A 15,475-nucleotide genomic window follows, 5' to 3' on the forward strand; every position below is an offset into this window, starting at 1 on the left:
AAGAGGTAGCACTGTTGTGGAAGGGGGCTGTAGAGAATTGAAATATTGAAATTAATTGGCGTATAAGCCGTGTTTTTTGTCAAAAAAAGTGTAGCTTTGCTCAAACATTCCCATAATGAAACAGTCGATTTTATTAGACGGACCAAAATTTCAAATCACCATTCAAAGACTATGTCGTCAATTGATTGAGAATCACGGTGATTTTTCAAATGCTGTCGTCATAGGTATTCAACCAAGAGGAACATTCTTAGCTAAACGTATTGTCAAAGAACTTGAACGCATGATCGAAAAACCGATCTTGGTCGGTGATCTGGATATTACATTTTACCGCGATGATTTCCGTACAAAAGGTAATGCTGGTCCGTTGTTAGCAAATAGTACAAATATCAATTTTATTGTAGAAGGTAAAGATGTCATTTTTATTGATGATGTCTTGTGGACAGGACGTACCATTCGGGCGGCGATGGATGCTGTACAAGCGTTTGGAAGGGCAAGAAGAATTGAACTGCTTGTTTTGGTGGATCGTCGATTCTCTAGACAGATTCCGATTCAACCCGATTATATTGGAATACAAGTTGATTCTATAGATTCACAGAAAGTGATTGTGAATTGGAAGGAATCTGACGATCAGGATAGCATTATCCTGGTCACGGAGAAAAAAACTTCGGGTAATGATTAGGAGCCAGCTCCGTAAAAACAGCTGGAGGTTCTAATTGGCCTTTTGGAACGAACCGTTCAATTAAAAAATGATTAGTAAATACTTGAATATACTATAAAATGTCATCTGCAGTAGAACAATTAAGTACTCGCCATTTATTGGGAATCAAAGATCTAAATGAGAAAGATATCCAATTGATTCTGGATACCGCGAGTAATTTCAAAGAAGTATTAAATAGACCAATCAAAAAGGTACCTTCTTTACGCGATATCACCATTGCCAATGTGTTTTTTGAAAATTCAACGCGTACGCGGCTTTCTTTCGAACTTGCTGAAAAAAGACTATCTGCAGATATCGTTAATTTCGCAGCTTCATCTTCATCTGTGAGTAAAGGCGAGACATTGATCGATACGGTCAATAATATCCTCGCCATGAAGGTTGATATGATCGTGATGCGTCATCCTTACGCTGGGGCGGGGGTGTTTTTAAGTAAACATGTCGATGCTCAAATTGTGAATGCCGGCGATGGAGCACATGAACATCCTACACAAGCTTTGTTGGATTCTTTTTCCATCCGCGAGTGCTTTGGTGATGTTGCTGGACGTAAAGTTGCTATTATCGGTGATATTACGCATTCAAGGGTTGCGCTATCTAATATTCTATGTCTTCAAAAGCAGGGTGCAGAAGTCATGGTCTGTGGACCGACCACCCTTATTCCAAAGCATATCACTTCTTTAGGTGTAAAGGTTGAGCACGATTTGAGAAAAGCATTGAATTGGTGCGATGTTGCAAATATGCTGCGTATCCAATTGGAACGACAAGATATTGCCTATTTTCCCTCACTAAGAGAATACTCCATGCTATATGGGTTAAACAAGGAAATTTTGGATTCCTTGGAAAAACCCATTACAATTATGCACCCCGGACCAATCAACCGCGGAGTTGAAATTACTTCGGATGTAGCCGATAGTGAGCATTCCATTATCTTAGATCAGGTGGAAAATGGAGTTGCTGTCCGCATGGCAGTATTGTACCTATTGGCTGGACAACGCGGTTAATTGGTATTTCAATAGCGGAGCAGATAAGGTAGAGTCATAGATACAGAATAACTAAATCGAATGATTCTTCGATCAACAATATTATGCCTGACTTTATTTTTGGTCGGGCATATTTTTTGTGCAAAATTTCCGTTATAATACTGGATTATTCACAGATGTTAATAACTTTTGTGTAAAATAGCTCAATTAAAGTATAATTTAGTAAAATGAATAAAACTATCTCCCAAGATTGCGGAGATTTGAACTGATTTTCAATAAATTTTGACTGATCTTAAAGCCTTCAATGGCCGCGGAAGAGGCGATAAATTTGTATTTCAGGGCAAATTTATCTGAGTTTGAAAGGAGATTCATTTACATTTGCAGATAAATAACATATTAAGGTTTCACATATTATGTATAAGAAGATTTACCAGGTGGGAGTTGCACTAACCGTTATGGCGACGCCAGCATTAGCGCAACAGACAGAATGGCAACAAATCAACAAGGCTTACAAAACTGGAATGGAATTGTATGAACGCGGGAAATTTGGTTCAGCGTCAGCGCAATTTGATCGTGTTGAGGCCTTACGGACGAAATCCAATCTACAATTGGATGAGACGGAGGAGCTATCTTTATTAAAGGAAAATGTACGGTATTATCAAGCTGTTTGCGCCTTAGAATTGGGGGAGTCAAATGCTGAAAATCGTTTCCTAAAATATATTCAAGATTTTCCTGTTAGCGCCAATTCTAAAGCCGCTTATTTTCAGATCGGTAAATCATATTATGCCAAAAAAGATTATGTTAAAGCAATTGAATGGTTTACAAAGATCGATAGTAAAAACCTTGCTGGTAAAGAGAATGTAGAGTATCGCTTTAAACTAGGTTATGCTTCTTTTATGACAAAAGATTATAAGACAGCAAAACCATTATTTGAGGGATTGAAAGATCAGAAAACTGAATTTCAGGAGGCATCAATCTACTACTATGCGTATTTATGTTATTTAGATGCAGAGTACAAAACTGCTTTAAATGAATTTGAGCGTTTGAACGGTTCCAAACAATTTGAAAACAGTTATCCTTACTACATTACGGCCCTGTATTTCCTAGATAAACGCTACGATGATGTATTGGACTATGCGTTGCCAATCTTATCACGCACCAAGCAGGAAAATGAGACCGAGATGTTTCGTATTATCGCCGCAACCTACTTTATTAAAGGGGATCTAAAAACATCAAAAGATTATTACGATAAATTCCAGGCGCAAGATCAAGGCAAGACTCAGAATAACCAAGATAGTTATCAGATCGGTTATATCGCTTATAAATTAAAGGATTACGATAAGGCGATTACGGAGCTGGAGAAAATGACCGAGCCTGATGCTTATTACCAATCGGCTATGATTACCTTGGGGGATAGCTTCTTGAAAAAAGGGAACAAACAGTCTGCACGTAATGCCTTCTTTAGAGCATCAAAACTGGACTTTGATCCAGCCATGAAAGAAGAAGGTTTGTTCAACTATGCAAAGCTTTCTTATGAATTGGAGTTCCACCAAGTTGCTCTGGCTTCTACACAGGAATATCTAAAAACTTATCCAAAATCGAAACGTCAAGAGGAAGCAAAAACCCTATTAGCGGAAGTCTTGTTAAGTACGAAAAATTACCGTGAGGCGGTCGATATCTTGGAGTCTATTCCAAAACGCGGTAAAGAAGCGAATGCTGCTTACCAAAAAGTAACATACTATAGGGGTTTGGAGTTTTATAACGAGCGTGCTTTTGAAAATGCAATTTCTTTGTTTATACGTTCTGAAGAGCACCGTTATGATGAAGAAATTTACGCCTTGGCTACCTATTGGAAAGCTGAAGCGATGTATGAGGTGCGTAAATATGGTGAAGCAGTAACAAACTTCAATAAGTTCTTACGTTTGCCAGGTGCGAATAAAACAGATGTATACGGTTACGCAAATTATGCTTTAGCCTACGCAGCTTTCCGTAATGGAAACTACAATACAGCAGCGAATTATTTTGAACGTTTCTTGGCCTCAGGTGGTTCAAAAGGTTTAGAGATCAATACCCGTAATGATGCTATCGCGCGTTTGGGTGACTCTTATTTCTCTTCAAAAAACTATGGTAGAGCTTTGACGGAATATAATAAGCTGATTTCTTCAAAAGCACCAAGCCAAGATTATGCCTTGTTCCAACGTGGTGTTATCCAAGGATTGCAAGGTGATAATAATGGTAAAATTTCAACGTTGAATGCTGTCATAGCACAATTCCCGAATTCGAATTATGCGGATGATATTGCTTTTGAAATTCCTTATACTCGTTTCTTGATGGGTGAAAGTGACCAAGCAATTTCTGGACTTCAATCGATGGTGGAAAAATATCCACGAAGCAGTTATGTGCCACGTGCTTTGGTAACGATTGGTTTGGTTCAATATAACCAGGATAATAATGATGCTGCTCTAGCAACATTCCAACGTGTTGTTGACCAATATGCATCTACAGACGAAGCGAGACAGGCCATGCGTTCGATCGAGAATATCTATCTGGATAAAGGGGATGCGACGGGATATATCAAATACGCAACCGGAACCAACTTGGGCGATCTTTCTAAATCGGAACAAGATTCACGAACATTCTCAACAGCAACAACCTTATTCTCCCGTGGAAATTACCAAGGCGCTGTAGAAGCTGTAAATGCATATTTCGATAAATTCCCTAAACCAAATCAAGAGAAATATGCACGTTTCGTACGTGCAGAAAGTAATGCCGCTTTAGGTCATACAGAAGACGCGTTGCATGATTACAACATTATCTTGAACGACTGGACCTCACCATATACGGAGCGTACATTGATTTCGGTCTCTAACCTTTACTTGAAACAAAAGAAATATAATGAAGCTACGCAGTTGTTGAAAAAACTTGAGCTGACTTCTGAATATAAGTCTAATTATGGTTTTGCGATCAATAACCTGATGGTTTCTTATTATGAAATCGGTGATTATAAAGAAGCATTAAACTATACCAACGCAGTGAAAAACTACGAGAAATCTTCCGAAGAGGAGATTGCAAATGCGTTTTTATATGCTGGTAAATGTTATGTCAAGCAGAACAAAAAAGCGGAAGCCATGAAAGAGTTTAGCTTAGCAGCTTTGAAGAGCCGTACCGTATTTGGTGCTGAAGCGAAATACAATGTTGCTGTCATTCAATTAGAAAACAAACAATACGATGCTTGTATAAAAACAGCAATGGACTTGTCTGACAATTTCTCTTCTTATGAATATTGGGTGGCAAAAAGCTTTATCACAATGGCAGATGCTTATGCTGGTAAAGGCGATGCATTCCAGGCGAAAGCAACACTTGAATCAATTGTGGATAATTACGATGCGAAAGATGATATTTTGCCTGCAGCAAAAGAGCGTCTAAATAAATTGAACAACAAAAAGAAATAGGATACAATGAAGAAGTTGCAAAATAGAAATGTGAAGAAATATACCTTAGCAGCGCTTTTGATGGGCGTGGGATTGAATTCTTTTGCACAAGAAACAGGCAAGAAGAACGATCCTGAAAAACCGGTCACTATTGATTCTTTTGATGTTGTTCGTGATTACAAACCGATTCTTGCAGATGCTGTAAAAATCCGTCGTAGTCCTGATATGACCAACAAACGGGAATATCAGCCAAAATTAAACTATGGTAATATTATTGATAAAAAATTAGATATCAATACAGGTCTGAAACAACTGAATGTGCAGGAGATACCATTTGCACAGCCTTTTGAACACAGCAGTAACTATGTCAAATTTGGTGTAGGTAATTATAATACCATTTTAGGCGAAGCGTATTTAGCTTCCGAGCAGTTTGAAAATACACGTTTTGGGTTATTTGCGAAACATTTAAGCCAAAAAGGTAATATTGATGGTCAGAAATTCAGTACACAGGATGTTGGTATTTTTGGACGTCGTGTATTGGATGCCGTGACTGTAAAAGGAACAATCGGTTACAATAGATATGGTACGAATTTCTACGGTCAAACATTTGACCAACCAGGGACAACATTATTGAATACATCACCAGACAAACAAACATTTACCGATATTTATTTAAACGGTGAGCTAGCGAGTAATGTTGATCCGAAGAATGAGCAGTCAATGAGCTACTCCGCTAAAGTAGATGGTTACCTATTCAAGGATGCTTATAAAGCCAAGGAAAATTCCTTTGCCCTATCGGGATATTTGAATAAACGCATGAGTGCTTTCAATGTTGGAGCCAATGTGAGCGTGACCATGAACGATGTCAAAAACGAAAATGACACGGCAAATGTGAAAAATAATTTGTTTTTGATCAATCCATACATTCGATTTAAAGGAGATAACTATAACGTAACTTTGGGAGCCAACCTGACTTCGGAATTTGGTGACGAATCCCGTTTCAATGTTTTCCCATCGGTGGAAGCCGATTTTTCTTTGGCTCCAGAATATATCTCTTTATTTGCCGGTGTTAACGGAAATGTGAGACAGGGTTCATTCCGCAACTTTGCGAAGGAAAATCCTTATTTGGCACCAAATGTTGGAATCGCCAATTCCATTGAAAAATTGAATGTATATGGTGGTTTAAAAGGGAATGCTGGTGCAACATTTGGCTATAAAGTAAAGGTATTTTACAAGCAGATCGAAGGACTACCTTTGTTTAAGAATAGTGCATTTGGCAATGGCCAGGATGGTTATATTCCTTGGGCTTTTGATGTGGTCTATGATGGTCAGATCAATAAAGCTAAGCATATGGGATTGGAAGGGGAAATTAATGTACGCTTATCACAATTGGTTAACCTAGGCGGTAAAGTATTTATTGATGACTATAATCTGAGCGATGAAGAAGAGGCATGGGGCTTACCTAAATTTAGGTTGCAAGCCAATGCACGTTTCAATATCTCGGATAAATTCTTTGTGGATGCAGAGCTTTCTAGCCAAGGTAATACTTATGCGTATGTTTACGATTATAGCACCGATGGAAACCGCATAGCAGATAGTGGTCATAAGGTTACCATTGCTTCCTTTGCGGATTTAAATGCTGGTGCTGAATACCGAATTAAAAAACAATTTGGTGTTTTCGTGAAAGCAAATAATATCTTTGGAAAGGAATATCAGCGTTACATGTATTATCCAAGATTGGGATTCAATGTAATTGGTGGTCTTAATTATTCGTTTTAACGAATTAAGATTATAAATTTGCATTTTAAATCATAGAACAATGAATCTAGGCAAAAACATCAATAGTTTATTAAGACGCTATGCGGAAGTATACGTGCCCGGAATAGGTGTGTTCAAAAGAATTCATTCTCCGGCTCAATTTGATAAACAGAATAATGTGTTTTTGCCACCTATATCCTATGTCGAACTGGACTATTCTGCACAACATGGATTCAATATCGTGCATTATATTCAACAACAGGAAAACTTAAGTTTGGGGCAGGCGCAGCAAATTCTGGATGATACCGTGGGCACGTTAAGAAATGACTTAGGGCAATTTGGTCAGGTAAAGCTGGATGATCTCGGTCTATTGATTAGCTACGGTTCAAGTTTGGTATTTAAGCCTTTAGATTTATCTGGCTTTAATTTTCAACCTGTTGTCAATCTCGTTGGTCCTGAAATTGAAACCGTTATTCCGGTACGGGAGGATGAACATGGACTTGCTGAATCGGAGGAAGCCCTAGTGTCAGAACCTAATGAAGAATTGGTTAATGAGCCTAATGCTGTTGTTGACAACAATGTTGAAGCCGAAGAGAAAACTGTAAACGAACAGCGAGAGCCGCTAGATTTAGAAAATGATGACAATTTTACACCGACTGAATCCGTAACAGAATTGGTCGAACCTATCGCTCCGGTCGTGGAGGAGGATAGCATAGCGGAAAATACTGTGGAGGAGGATGCCAAGGTTGAAGCTGAACTTTTAGATACTGCAGCTGTTTCAACACTGATAGACGAGAACGATAACCAGGCAGTTGCTGAAGATGAGAAAATCGCGGAAAAAGAAGTTGGTGCTATTGCTGCTGCAAATTCTGCTTATGCGCCCAATATCTATGAGGAGGAACCGCGCAATTCAAATGCAATCTGGTATTGGATAACAGCGGCCATTGTATTGGTCATGATTGCAGTGGGTGTTTTATATACAAATCCGGGGCTGAAAAATTCGCTGTTTGGTGGGACACAACCGGCCCTAAAACCTGCTGGTGATACAATTGTTCAGAAAAATAATTTACCGATCAATGATACAATATCCAACACATTAGTGGCGGACAGTTTAAAGAAAGCGGATTCTCTAGCAAAAATAGCTCCTGATTCATTAAAAGGTACAGCCGTGACTGGCGGAAAGAAGACATCTGCACAAGCTCCGGTTTTGCAGGCAGATCCAGTTATCAAGGAATCTATTCCTGTTGCACAACCAAAGTATCAGCTCGTTATTGGTTCTGCACGTACAATGGCACAGGCGGAGGAGGAGGCAAAACGTCTTCGGGCGCTAGGTTATAAGACCGCGCGTGCTGTGGAAGGGAAGTTTAAAAAGAATAGAAAGAAAGTCATCTTGAATACCTACATGACAAAAGCGGAGGCCGACCTCGCTCAAAAATCTGTAGAGAAAAAAATTGAAGGTGCTTGGGTAGAAACATTATAGAAACTATATAAAACTATTAATAATTATGTCATTAGTGCAAGATACAGCAAGGGCTGCTGTAGATACGTTTAATCAAGCTGCGCAACAACCGTTACCTGCTGCCGCTAGTACAGAAAACATGAGTTTGATCGATATGATGATCAAAGGGGGATGGATAATGGTTCCAATCCTATTACTGTTCTTTATTGGATTGGTTATCTTTTTTGAACGCTATCTGACTATTCGCAGAGCAGCCAAATACGATAATAGTTTGATGTCTCAAGTGAAAGCAAATGTATTGTCGGGAAATTTAGACTCAGCGTTGGCTGTATGTCGTTCCAGTAACTCGGCCTTAGGACGTATGTTGCAGAAGGGACTATTACGAGTCGGCAGACCAATCAAAGATATTGAAGGTGCGATTGAAAACGTGGGTAAATTGGAAGTTGCCAAATTGGAGAAAAATATCAATATCCTTGGTATTATCGCGGGTATAGCACCAATGCTTGGTTTCGTTGGTACTATCTTTGGAGTAATCCGGATTTTCCATGAGGTAGAATTGGCGGGTGGTATTGACATCGCATCCGTATCCGGTGGTCTATATGTGAAAATGGTGTCTTCAGCTTCGGGTCTTGCTGTCGGTATCTTGGCTTATTTAGGCTATCATATTTTAAATATGATGGTTGAACGATTGATTTTACGTATGGAAACCGATGCAGTAGAATTTATTGATTTATTGGATGAACCAGGAAGATAATGAACTTACGAAGTAGAAAAAATAAACCATCTGCCGAAGTCCATACTTCAGCGTTAAACGACATCATGTTTTTCCTGATGTTGTTTTTCCTGTTGGCATCGGCGGTTTCGAATCCGCAAGTGGTCAAGCTATTGTTGCCAAAGTCGAGTGCAGGTGAGCAATCTGTTGCGAAAAAGACGCTTACAATATCCATCACAAAGGAATTGGGCTATTTCATTGATAAAAATCCGGTCCCTGTAGAGGGGTTGGAGGCGGCTATCCAGTCGCAAATGGCTAGTGGAGAAGAATTGACGATTATGCTTTACGTCGATAATACTGTTCCTATCCAAAATGTCATTTCGGTTATGGATGTAGCCAATCGTCTGAAAGTGAAGGTAGTCTTGGCAACGGAACCAAAAAAAGATAAGTAGGAACAATTAAACTTTTTCGAAGTTTATTGCTCATATGTTAATATAGGAGATTTATACAATGAGATATCATCTTCAACATGAAGAAAATAATTTCCCCAAAGCTTTGGGGATATCTACATTGGTCATGGCATCGTTGCTGTTGATTGGTTTCTTTGTGGTTTTTAAAGCACAAGCACCGGATGAGTATGGTATGGGCGGTATGATCGTCAACTATGGTACCTCTCCTGAAGGGATGGGGGATGATTACATGAGTGTGGAGGAACCTTCTGTGGATCCCAACGCAAATAATGAGCGTCCAGATCGTATAGACCCTGTGGAGACACCTACGCCAACGCCTACACAACAAGTTGCTGAAAAGGCAGTTGTCACGCAGGATCTGGAAGAGGCACCTGCTGTGACAAAAACAGAAAAGAAAGTGGTGTCAAAGGCGCCTGAAACGACCAAAGAAACGAAAGCAGTGGCACCACAGGCAAATGCAAAAGCGCTTTTCAAAGGGAATAAAAATAATGGTAAGGGCGCTGGTGATGGTACAGGTACAACACCCGGAAATCAAGGTTCTAAATTAGGGGATCCTTTGGCCAGCAATTATGGTGAAGGAGGATCAGGCAATGGCAACATGATGTTGTCCATTGAAAACCGTAGTTTTACACAACGACCAAGCATTGATGATAATGGCCAACAAGCTGGAAAGGTTGCTGTGGAATTCAGAGTGAATAAGCAGGGCGTTATTACCTATGCCCGTGCTGGTGTAAAAGGTACGACGATCACAGATCCTTCTTTATTGGAGAAATGTGAACGTGCCGTTAGAGGGGCGCGACTAAATCAATTGCCTAATGCCCCTGATACCCAAACAGGGCGGATTGTATTCAATTTTAGATTAAGATAAAAATCATTCAGATGAATGCTTATAAGGAGGTAATCGAGTATCTATATACTCGATTACCTATGTTTACAAGGGATGGCGCCTCGGCCTTCAAAAAAGACCTTGACAATACCATCAAACTTTGCAACGCGCTAGACAACCCGCAGCAAAAATTCAACACCTTACACATCGCTGGTACCAATGGAAAGGGATCTACTTCCCATATGCTTGCGGCTATATTGAGCGAAGCAGGCTATAAGACCGGGCTCTATACTTCACCACATTTACTGGATTTCAGAGAACGTATCCGTGTCGATGGTATGATGTGTGAACAGGAATTTGTTACGGATTTTGTTCAAACACACAAGGCTTTGATAGAAGAGGTAAATCCTTCTTTTTTTGAAATTACAGTAGCGATGGCTTTTGATTATTTTGAGAAGAGTAAAGTCGATATAGCTGTTATTGAAGTAGGACTCGGCGGACGATTGGACAGTACGAATATTATCCAGCCATTACTGTCTGTAATCACCAACATCGGTTTTGACCACATGAATATGCTTGGAAATACATTAGCTGAGATTGCTGGTGAGAAAGCAGGTATTATTAAAAGAAATACACCAGTGGTGATTTCTGAATATGCTTCTGAAACAGCATCTGTTTTCTTGGATAAAGCACATGTAGAACAGGCACCTATCCGATTTGCTTCCCAGGTATATCAAACAAGGATGCTAAGTGTAGACCAGGATTACCTGCATATTGAAGCTATTGATGAAAATGATGCTGAAGAACTTTATCAACTTGACCTTAAAGGGTCATATCAGGTGAAGAACCTTGCTGGTGTTCTTTTGGCGGTCGACGAATTACGTAAACAAGGATTTCAAATCAGTCGCCTTCATGTGCATGAAGCCTTGAAAAAGGTGCAATCTACTACAGGTATTCAGGGGCGTTGGCAACAGTTATCCAAAGATCCTTTTATAATCTGTGATACGGGACACAATGAAGATGGAATTCATGAGGTTATAAAAAATCTGAACAGCACCAGCTATAACAAATTACACTTTGTCATTGGTGCTATGCGGGATAAAGATCTATCGCACATGTTACCCTATCTGCCCAAAGATGCCGTTTATTATTTCTCAGCGCCGGATATGCCAAGAGCAATGCCTTCGGATTTGCTCCGAGAGGAGGCTGTGGTATTTGATTTGTATGGGGGAAACTACCCCTCTGTACAGGAAGCTTTTGTGGCTGCTAAAGCTGCTTATGAAGATGGCGACTTAATTTTTGTGGGTGGTAGTAATTTTGTGGTGGCTGAAGTCTTGGTCGCAATAGATAAGGGATTATAGTGTAAAGGATAAGGATCAGAGATACTGGGTTTGTCAGCCTAAGCTAATCTACACAGTCTATGATCCTTTTTCCTTGATTTTTACGCAGCATTTTCTTTTTGAATTATCTGTTTTTATTGATTTGTTTTTTTTTCTTTAAGGTATCAATGAATCTGCTACGTTCGGCTTATTGGCCAGAAAGAACCTTCAATCGATTTTCATAGCAGTTGGTGCTTGTGAAAGTATGAAGGTTTTTATTCCTTTTTTCTAATCATTAACAGTCAATTCTCCGCGAATATCTTTTTCGGCCCAGTAGGCAACTTCTTTTTGATCTTCGAGTTCGCCCTGAAGATACATCAACTTGGTGACAGCAGCTTCAAATGTAAGGTCATATCCATTGAGTACACCAATGGCTTTCAGACCTTGTGAGGTTTCATATCGCCCCAATTCAACCGAGCCAACCTTACATTGCGAAATATTAAGGATATTCTTTCCCTGTTCTATAGCTTCTTTTAATAAATCCAGAAACCAGCTGTCTGTCGTGGTATTGCCCGATCCAAAAGTTTCCATCACAATAGATCTTACATCCGAATCAAGAACCGATTTGATTGTCTGTGCAGATATTCCAGGAAAAAGTTTCAATACAGCAACTCGGTTGTCTAACTTGGTATGTAGGGTAAATTCTTTATCAATGTTATTCAATAAAGCATCCGTATTGTATTTAAGGTGGATGCCAGCCTCCACGAGTACGGGGTAATTTGGCGATCTAAATGCTTCAAATTTAGCTGAGTTATATTTGAAAGAGCGATTTCCACGGAATAACTTGTTATCAAAAAGGATACATACTTCCTGGATAATGGAAACACCATCTTGTTTTGCGGAAGCAATTTCAAGTGCCGTCATCATATTCTCGCGCGCATCGGTACGGATTTCTCCAATAGGCAATTGTGAACCAGAAAGGATTACTGGTTTTTGAAGGCCCTCTAACATAAAACTCAATACAGAAGCTGTGAATGCCATTGTATCCGAACCATGTAAAATAACAAAGCCATCGTAGTTGGCATAATTATCCTTTATGATTTGGGCCATTTCTATCCAGATCTCTGGCTTCATGTTGGAAGAATCGATGATCGGTTCGAAAGAGTGTACGGTCAATTTATAATCCAGACGGCTTAAATCAGGAAGATTACGCTTGATCAGTTCAAAATCGAAGGGTACAAAAGTGCCTGTTTCGTCTTTGACCATTCCAATGGTTCCGCCAGTGTAGATAATAAAGATATTGTGCATGGGATTCTATAGATTATATACCAAAAATACGTTTTGAATTTGCTGTTGTAATTTCTGCCACCTGTTCAATGGACACCGCATGTAGATCGGCTACTTTTTGTGCAATATAGACTAGATAGCTACTTTCGTTTTCTTTGCCACGGTAGGGAACAGGAGCAAGGTAAGGAGCGTCTGTTTCCAATACGATATGTTTTAAATCGATCTCTTTGACGACGTTGTCCAATCCTGCCTTTTTAAAGGTGACAACACCACCTATACCAAGCGCAAAACCTAAGTCAATAGCATGCTGGGCTTGCTCCAATGTCCCGGTGAAGCAATGAAGTATGCCAAACAACTTTTCGTCATGAAGTTCTTCCAGCAACTCGAATAATTCAGTGAAGGCTTCACGGCAATGAATGTCGATGGGTAAATTAAGGTCTTTAGCCCATTGCACTTGTGTTCGAAAAGCATCTTTTTGAATTTCCAATGTGCTTTTATCCCAATAAAGATCCAAACCAATTTCACCTATGGCATGGACTTTGTTGTTCTCCAAGCTCTTTTGGATATTGTTTAATTCGTCTACATAGTTTTCCTTAACATCGCAAGGGTGTAGTCCTAGCATAGGAAAACAGTGTTCCGGGTAAGCTGCAACCGTATCGAATACAGGTTTGATAGAAGCACTATTTACGTTTGGTAAAAAGAGTCTTTCTATATGGTTGTCTAAACAACGTTGTAAGTGTTCTTGCAGTTTATTGGTACCGGCGTGGTAGTAAATGTGTGTATGTGTATCAGTAAGCAACATAGTTTTCTGCGTGGAGGCAAAAGCGGATTAGGGTAAAAACTTCTTTTTATTATAATCGAATAAAGAGGTAGGCTTCATTACCAAAATTTCAATTCGTTCTCCAAAGATAACTTATTAATTAACAAAATGAAAATTAATAACGGATTCTCTTACTGCTTGATAATTGAGCTAGAAAAATCGAAAAGGAAAATTTGAGTCATATATGGGCTATACTTTTTTTCTTATCTTGGAAAAAATAGCATGTGGTAAAACATACTTTATTATTTGCTGTTAAACAGAAGAACGGTTGTTGCCCTATTTTTTAAAGAATAAATGAATCATATGATGAATAAGAAACTATGCATAGGGTTGTTTGCCTTTGTGTCAGTTGTGTGTTTAAATAAGCTGCATGCGCAGTCGCTGGTCGACCCATCGGTAAAAGATATTATTCAAAAAGCCTTTCAAACAAATAAGGAATTAAAACTAAAGGCATATGAAGTTGACAAAGCGCGATTGGAGGCAGAGGGTGTAAAAGCGAACAGGCTACCACATGTATCGGCCTTGGGATTATACGGATATGTGCATAGCAACGGTAGCGTAGATATTCCTACCGTGAATGTTCCACTCTTGAATTTGGGGCTTTTTGAGGGGGCTACTGGATTTAGCATGCATGGACAGGCGGCATATGCGGGTGTTTCGGTGAAACAAATTATCTTTTCAGGATTACAAATACCTAATGGAATAAAGGCCTTAAAAGAGAAGGCCGTTGCACAGCAATATCTGGAATCTGCGAGCCGTGAGACGCTGTCAAAAGATATTATTGCTTCCTTTGATCAGCTCATGCTCCTGGACGAGGTCGATAAGCTTATTGTAGATTCGGAGAAAAGATTAAAAAAAGAACAAGAAAAGGTCAATAAAGCAATTCAACATGGCTTGGCTATTCCTTATGACCGTGATAAACTCAAATTGGCTCTGCTGGAACTGGAAGAAAAAAAAGTTGAGGTAGCTGGAAATCGGGATCTCCTCTGTCAAAAAATTCAACAGGAAGCCGGTGTTCCTTTTCAGGAAGTCAATGGGATTCACTATGGACTGAAACCGATATTTTTGTCGGAGATCCCCAACGATGTTGAGCAACGATCAGAACTTAAGGCATTGGAGGCTTCATCAAAAGCCTATGAATACCTCTACAAAAAGGAAAAAGGGGGCGCTCTTCCAGCGGTTTTTGCCTTTGGATCGGCAAACTACTTAAATGTATTCAATTCAAAATTGAGTGTCAAAGACCAACCGTTATTGGGAACGGTGAACCTTCCATTAAATTCAATCAAGGGAAGTCCAAATCTCTTGGTTGGACTCGGAGTAAAATGGGATCTTTATACTGGAGGGGAGCATCATAACAAGATTAAACAGGTCAAACTTGATCAAACCATTAATGCTACAAAGAAGGAAGATACGGAGGAAAAACTAAATCTGTTATTGCGTAAAAATAGCGTTAGCTATAGTACGGGAAATCAAAAGCTGAAAGTAGGCGAACAACAACTGAAGGTTGCTGAAAACAACTTATCTATGGCCGTAAAGCAATATCAGGCGGGATTGATTGATGTGACAGAATTGTTGGCTGCCGAAAACGACTGGTATAAGGTCAATTTGGGCTATTTTAATAACGTTTTGCAACAACGAAATGCTGCAGTTGAATTATTACACACATCTGGAAAATTATTACAAACTATACATGAGTAA

Annotated in this window: 12 protein-coding genes; 10 read left to right on the forward strand and 2 right to left on the reverse strand. The window is 39.4% G+C overall.

Annotated features, from left to right (window positions below; all coding sequences use genetic code 11):
• Positions 1 to 115 precede the first annotated feature (115 nt).
• From pyrR to OGI71_RS23170, 9 genes are all read left to right on the forward strand, one after another.
• Positions 116 to 679 carry a bifunctional pyr operon transcriptional regulator/uracil phosphoribosyltransferase PyrR gene (gene pyrR / locus OGI71_RS23130; RefSeq protein WP_120260067.1) on the forward strand — a complete coding sequence of 188 codons (564 nt, stop codon included), beginning with the start codon at positions 116 to 118 and terminating at the stop codon, positions 677 to 679.
• 98 nt (positions 680 to 777) lie between these two features.
• Positions 778 to 1,716, forward strand: coding sequence for an aspartate carbamoyltransferase catalytic subunit (locus OGI71_RS23135; protein WP_282252292.1), 939 nt, complete (start codon positions 778 to 780; stop codon positions 1,714 to 1,716).
• A gap of 392 nt (positions 1,717 to 2,108) precedes the next feature.
• Positions 2,109 to 5,147: a tetratricopeptide repeat protein gene (locus OGI71_RS23140; RefSeq protein ID WP_282252293.1), complete on the forward strand. Its 3,039-nt coding sequence runs from the start codon at positions 2,109 to 2,111 to the stop codon at positions 5,145 to 5,147.
• 6 nt (positions 5,148 to 5,153) lie between these two features.
• On the forward strand, positions 5,154 to 6,905 hold the full coding sequence (locus OGI71_RS23145) for a TonB-dependent receptor (RefSeq protein ID WP_282252295.1): 1,752 nt from the start codon (positions 5,154 to 5,156) through the stop codon (positions 6,903 to 6,905).
• A 40-nt stretch (positions 6,906 to 6,945) separates the two neighbouring features.
• Positions 6,946 to 8,364: an SPOR domain-containing protein gene (locus tag OGI71_RS23150; protein ID WP_282252297.1), complete on the forward strand. Its 1,419-nt coding sequence runs from the start codon at positions 6,946 to 6,948 to the stop codon at positions 8,362 to 8,364.
• A gap of 25 nt (positions 8,365 to 8,389) precedes the next feature.
• Entirely contained in the window at positions 8,390 to 9,097 is a 708-nt protein-coding gene (locus OGI71_RS23155; protein WP_120260062.1) for a MotA/TolQ/ExbB proton channel family protein, read from the forward strand.
• Positions 9,097 to 9,507, forward strand: a complete 411-nt coding sequence (locus tag OGI71_RS23160; protein WP_282252298.1) for a biopolymer transporter ExbD — start codon at positions 9,097 to 9,099, stop codon at positions 9,505 to 9,507. Before OGI71_RS23155 ends, OGI71_RS23160 begins: the two co-directional genes overlap by 1 nt.
• Positions 9,508 to 9,565: 58 nt before the next feature.
• Entirely contained in the window at positions 9,566 to 10,393 is an 828-nt protein-coding gene (locus OGI71_RS23165; RefSeq protein ID WP_120260060.1) for an energy transducer TonB, read from the forward strand.
• 11 nt (positions 10,394 to 10,404) lie between these two features.
• Complete coding sequence (locus OGI71_RS23170; protein ID WP_282252299.1) at positions 10,405 to 11,712, forward strand: folylpolyglutamate synthase/dihydrofolate synthase family protein; 1,308 nt, start codon at positions 10,405 to 10,407, stop codon at positions 11,710 to 11,712.
• A 246-nt stretch (positions 11,713 to 11,958) separates the two neighbouring features.
• Here the strand turns inward: OGI71_RS23170 and OGI71_RS23175 are convergent, their stop codons facing one another.
• Both OGI71_RS23175 and OGI71_RS23180 read right to left on the reverse strand, forming a co-directional pair.
• Positions 11,959 to 12,978 carry a type I asparaginase gene (locus OGI71_RS23175; protein ID WP_282252300.1) on the reverse strand — a complete coding sequence of 340 codons (1,020 nt, stop codon included), beginning with the start codon at positions 12,976 to 12,978 and terminating at the stop codon, positions 11,959 to 11,961.
• Between the two features lie 13 nt (positions 12,979 to 12,991).
• Positions 12,992 to 13,759: a TatD family hydrolase gene (locus OGI71_RS23180; RefSeq protein ID WP_282252301.1), complete on the reverse strand. Its 768-nt coding sequence runs from the start codon at positions 13,757 to 13,759 to the stop codon at positions 12,992 to 12,994.
• A gap of 321 nt (positions 13,760 to 14,080) precedes the next feature.
• Here OGI71_RS23180 and OGI71_RS23185 point away from each other — a divergent pair, with 321 nt between their 5' ends.
• Positions 14,081 to 15,475: a TolC family protein gene (locus OGI71_RS23185; protein WP_282252304.1), complete on the forward strand. Its 1,395-nt coding sequence runs from the start codon at positions 14,081 to 14,083 to the stop codon at positions 15,473 to 15,475.

The sequence above is a fragment of the Sphingobacterium sp. ML3W genome (assembly GCF_029542085.1).
GTDB lineage: Bacteria > Bacteroidota > Bacteroidia > Sphingobacteriales > Sphingobacteriaceae > Sphingobacterium.

Bases quoted from the DNA above. Each gene is read 5' to 3' on its own strand.
- OGI71_RS23145 (WP_282252295.1), top strand. From the start codon at position 5,154: ATGAAGAAGTTGCAAAATAGAAATGTGAAGAAATATACCTTAGCAGCG.
- OGI71_RS23140 (WP_282252293.1), top strand. From the start codon at position 2,109: ATGTATAAGAAGATTTACCAGGTGGGAGTTGCACTAACCGTTATGGCG.
- pyrR (WP_120260067.1), top strand. From the start codon at position 116: ATGAAACAGTCGATTTTATTAGACGGACCAAAATTTCAAATCACCATT.
- OGI71_RS23150 (WP_282252297.1), top strand. From the start codon at position 6,946: ATGAATCTAGGCAAAAACATCAATAGTTTATTAAGACGCTATGCGGAA.
- OGI71_RS23135 (WP_282252292.1), top strand. From the start codon at position 778: ATGTCATCTGCAGTAGAACAATTAAGTACTCGCCATTTATTGGGAATC.
- OGI71_RS23180 (WP_282252301.1), bottom strand. From the start codon at position 13,759: ATGTTGCTTACTGATACACATACACACATTTACTACCACGCCGGTACC.
- OGI71_RS23165 (WP_120260060.1), top strand. From the start codon at position 9,566: ATGAGATATCATCTTCAACATGAAGAAAATAATTTCCCCAAAGCTTTG.
- OGI71_RS23155 (WP_120260062.1), top strand. From the start codon at position 8,390: ATGTCATTAGTGCAAGATACAGCAAGGGCTGCTGTAGATACGTTTAAT.
- OGI71_RS23185 (WP_282252304.1), top strand. From the start codon at position 14,081: ATGATGAATAAGAAACTATGCATAGGGTTGTTTGCCTTTGTGTCAGTT.
- OGI71_RS23170 (WP_282252299.1), top strand. From the start codon at position 10,405: ATGAATGCTTATAAGGAGGTAATCGAGTATCTATATACTCGATTACCT.
- OGI71_RS23160 (WP_282252298.1), top strand. From the start codon at position 9,097: ATGAACTTACGAAGTAGAAAAAATAAACCATCTGCCGAAGTCCATACT.
- OGI71_RS23175 (WP_282252300.1), bottom strand. From the start codon at position 12,978: ATGCACAATATCTTTATTATCTACACTGGCGGAACCATTGGAATGGTC.